4 protein-coding genes are annotated in these 3,921 nt (G+C 40.9%); 1 reads left to right on the top strand and 3 read right to left on the bottom strand.

Features of this window, described 5'->3' with window-relative positions:
• Window positions 1-26: 26 nt before the first annotated feature.
• From H5072_RS13700 to H5072_RS13690, 3 genes are all read right to left on the bottom strand, one after another.
• Window positions 27-644, bottom strand: a complete 618-nt coding sequence (locus H5072_RS13700; protein ID WP_002962787.1) for a glutathione S-transferase family protein — start codon at window positions 642-644, stop codon at window positions 27-29.
• 50 nt (window positions 645-694) lie between these two features.
• Window positions 695-1,723 carry an NADP-dependent oxidoreductase gene (locus tag H5072_RS13695; RefSeq protein WP_182693830.1) on the bottom strand — a complete coding sequence of 343 codons (1,029 nt, stop codon included), beginning with the start codon at window positions 1,721-1,723 and terminating at the stop codon, window positions 695-697.
• 179 nt (window positions 1,724-1,902) lie between these two features.
• Complete coding sequence (locus H5072_RS13690) at window positions 1,903-2,397, bottom strand: GNAT family N-acetyltransferase (RefSeq protein WP_182693829.1); 495 nt, start codon at window positions 2,395-2,397, stop codon at window positions 1,903-1,905.
• Between the two features lie 149 nt (window positions 2,398-2,546).
• On the opposite strand from H5072_RS13690, the gene H5072_RS13685 reads away from it, so the two are divergent.
• A complete protein-coding gene (locus H5072_RS13685) occupies window positions 2,547-3,752 on the top strand; it encodes an anhydro-N-acetylmuramic acid kinase (RefSeq protein ID WP_182693828.1) in 1,206 nt (401 codons plus the stop codon).
• The last annotated feature ends 169 nt before the right edge of the window (window positions 3,753-3,921 follow it).

Genomic DNA, 3,921 nt, shown 5'->3' with positions numbered 1-3,921 from the left:
GTTATATAAAAATATTATATAAAGGTTTAGTCGTACTTTGCTTCTAGCTCATTAGCTGTATGAAACTTCTCATGGCTTTGTAATTGCTCGTCGTATTTAACGAGGTTTTTAAAGTGCGCTAATTGACCTGAGTTTTTAACTATTTCAACAATAAACGACATCATAAAGTCAGCGCCCGTTAGGGTATCGCCCACTAAATAACGTTTACCTTCTAGGCGGTCGTTAAAGTAGCTAATTACTTTAGCTGTTTCAGCGTCGGCATAGCCTTCTAAAAACTGTGTTTTAGCGCCGTCTTTTAGTACAAACATTTTAAGTAAAAGCGGTAAAATTGCTGAGCTTTCTGCAAAGTGCAGCCACTGTTGGTAGTCAACATATTCAGCGGTATCTACTTTTGGAGCAAATTTACCGTTGCCGTATTTAGAAATAAGGTAGTCGGTAATAGCGCCTGATTCAGCAATAATTAAACCGCCGTCTTCAATTACCGGTGACTTACCAAGTTGATGAATATGCTTTAGTTCGTCAGGTGCTAGAAATGTGTCTTTATTACGCTGATAAGCCACAATTTCGTAGTCAACATCTAGTTCTTCTAAAAGCCAAATTATACGTTTAGAACGGGATTTATTTAAATGGTGTAGTTTAATCATGTCAGTCCTTTTTTGGCTTGTAAGGGCTTTGCCTTACAAGCCGTATAAAATTAAAGTGGGTTATTAATTTTAACCACAGTTTTACCAAAGTTTTTACCGCATATCATATCGTTGAACGCGTCTACTGTATTTTCGATGCCTTCTACCATGTGCTCACGGTATTGAATTTTTCCGTCTTGTAGCCATTTTTGCATGTCTTGTGCAAACTCGTCGTAACGGTCGCCGTAATCATCAAAAATGATAAAGCCTTGCATTTTAATACGCTTAGTAAGCAATTGACCCATTAGCATACCTAAACGGTCTGGGCCTTCTGGCAAGCTAGTAGCGTTATATTGCGATACTAAACCACACAATGGTACGCGTGCTGCGGTATTTAGTAATGGTAGTACGGCGTCGAATACTTTACCGCCCACATTTTCGTAGTAAACATCAATGCCTTTATCACAGGCTTTTTCTAACTGCTCTGCAAAGTCATCAGCTTTGTGATCAATACAGGCATCAAACCCTAGTTTTTCAACGGCGTGTGCACATTTTTCGCTACCACCAGCAACACCCACTACTTTACAGCCTTTAATTTTAGCTATTTGACCAACCGTTGCGCCTACAGGGCCTGTTGCTGCTGCAACAACTACGGTTTCGCCTTCTTTAGGCTGGCCAATATCAAGTAAACCCATGTAAGCAGTAAAGCCAGGCATACCCATAATACCTAATGCGTATGAAGGGTTTGCAGGCTCTTTACCTAACTGCATTAAGCCTTCGCCGTCGGTAATGGCGTAGTCTTGCCAACCTGTGTAGGCAAGTACCCATTCGCCTTCGTTAAACTTATCGTTTTTAGACTCTTCTACTTGGCACACTGTTGCGCCAACCATTACATCGCCAATATTAACAGGGTCAGCATACGACTTAGCATCGCTCATACGACCACGCATGTACGGGTCTAGCGATAGGTAAATAGTACGTAGTAAAACTTCGCCGTCTTTTAATGCAGGAAGCTCTACCGTTTTTAATTTAAAGTTTTCATCTTTTGGAGCGCCATTAGGGCGTGATTCAAGAGTAAGTTGGCGACTAGTCGTAGACATATAAGATCTCCTATTAATATAAATAAACTACTTACCGAATGTTTACGTTTTAAAAATCGTGTTCAGCTAAACAATAATGCGCGGCTAAGCAGTATGAATATGTACAATGCGTACCTTAATAAAGGAGTTTTGGGCGGGTGGTTGATAATTCAACCTTTGCGCAGATTTAATTAGAGTAATTAGTCTGCTTTGAGCTTACTAAATATATGATTGTTGTAAAGTACCCCGTTTTTATAAATGGCCTGTTTAAGCACAGCCTCTTGCTCAAAGCCGCTCTTAGTAAGTGCTTTCATAGAGCCGGTATTACCAGCAAACACGGCACCAAAAATTCTGTTTAAGTGTGAGCTTGCAAACGCTTCATTGCATATAAGTTCAATAGCGCGAGTAATAATACCTTGCCCCCAATAGGCTTTATTAAGCCAATAACCAATTTCGCCACTGCGTTTGTATTCAAATTCGCCGGGAGTTATACCAATACAGCCCGCAAATTGCCCATTTACAACAATGGCCTTAATAATGCCGTTTTTTGAGCCCTGGCTTATCCACCAGTTTGCATCGGCTTGCGTATACGGAAACGGAATTTTTGACGATAAATAACGCGTTACCTGTTCATCATTTAAGGTGTTAATAATAAAAGGCGCGTCTTGGGCTTTAAACTCTCTGAGGGTGATCATATTTTTTCATAAATTTTTAGTATGCACACTAACTTAACAATCATTTAAGAGTTAAACAATCAGAACCTAAATTAAACGCTTTACGGCTATTACTTTGTTTTAAAGTCCTCTAATATAAGCAAAATATTACACCTATTTTAGATGCCATTATGCACCCTCACATTAAAGCCCTTTATAACAGCGCCCTAAAACCAAGCCGTTTAATTATTGGTTTAATGAGCGGCACCTCGTTGGATGGGCTTGATGTTGCACTGTGTAAAGTAACGGGCGCGGGCTTAAATACTCACATTGAGGTTTTAAATTTTACCACCGTTGACTACAACGACGATTATAAAACTAAAATAAAGCAGGTATTTGCCAAACGAGAGTGCGATTTAGAGCTTGTAACTTTACTGCACCCGTGGGTAGGTAAACTCCATGGCGATATGGTTAACCAGTGCTTACATACTTGGCAAATAGACCCGGCAAGTATTGATGTAATAGCAAGTCACGGGCAAACCATTTACCACTGCCCGCAGTCGCAGCATAATCACAAAAGCTTTACTAATGGCACCTTACAAATTGGCGATAGCGACCAAATAGCCGTTACTACGGGTATTACAACCATTGGTGATTTTAGGCAAAAACACATAGCCGCAGGAGGCGAGGGCGCACCACTTGCTGTGTATGGCGATTATTTGTATTTTTCGAGCGCTGTGGAGAGTCGGATTTTGCTAAATATGGGCGGCATAGCTAACTTAACGTTTTTACCCAAAAATGGTGATGCAAACGGTGTGTTTAGCTCCGACATTGGCCCCGGTAATACCATTATGGATGCCTACGTACAGCAACATTTTAAAGATATGCATTATGACGATGGCGCAAAAATAGCTAAAGCAGGCAAGGTAAATACACCATTATTAAATGCATTGTGTAATAACGCATTTTTTAAACTCCCAATGCCTAAAACCACAGGGCCTGAGGTATTTAACTTAGCGTATTTAAACACCGCACAGCAGCTTACAAATACACAGCACTTAAGCCATGAAGATGTAATGGCCACCTTAAATACCTTTACTGCAACCGCTATAGCAAATGCATTAAACGAGTGTGCAGAGCGCGCACAAAATTGTGTGGTGTATGCAAGTGGTGGGGGTATTCATAACCCATTACTAATGGCGCAACTTACAACGCTTTGCCCACGTATTAAGGCTTTTAAAAATACCGACGATTTAGGTATTAACCCTGATGCAAAAGAGGCTGTGTTATTTGCTATTTTAGCAAACGAATGCCTAGCCGGAGAGCAGCAACACCTAAGTAACACCGCACAAGGTATTGCGGGAGTTACTATGGGTAAAGTGAGTTTTGCAGACTAGGGCGTGTTGGTCTTTGTGGATTGAAATTTGTTCAATCTAGAGGCGATTAAATCGCGGCGCGAGGTTTGTAACCTAGTGGGCTAAGTAAAAACCGAGCAAAGCTTCCGCGTCCTGCTCACGCCCCTTACCTACATCCATGTAGGCAACAAAGAGTTAATCGTCCCTAGAA

The organism is Pseudoalteromonas sp. SR45-5 (assembly GCF_014163565.1).
Lineage (GTDB): Bacteria > Pseudomonadota > Gammaproteobacteria > Enterobacterales > Alteromonadaceae > Pseudoalteromonas > Pseudoalteromonas distincta.
Note: the sequence above shows the minus strand (reverse complement) of the source record. Positions and strands in the feature narration are given on the sequence as shown.

Excerpts from the sequence above, each read along its gene's own strand:
- H5072_RS13695 (WP_182693830.1), bottom strand. The coding sequence starts at position 1,723 with ATGTCTACGACTAGTCGCCAACTTACTCTTGAATCACGCCCTAATGGC.
- H5072_RS13685 (WP_182693828.1), top strand. The coding sequence starts at position 2,547 with ATGCACCCTCACATTAAAGCCCTTTATAACAGCGCCCTAAAACCAAGC.
- H5072_RS13700 (WP_002962787.1), bottom strand. The coding sequence starts at position 644 with ATGATTAAACTACACCATTTAAATAAATCCCGTTCTAAACGTATAATT.
- H5072_RS13690 (WP_182693829.1), bottom strand. The coding sequence starts at position 2,397 with ATGATCACCCTCAGAGAGTTTAAAGCCCAAGACGCGCCTTTTATTATT.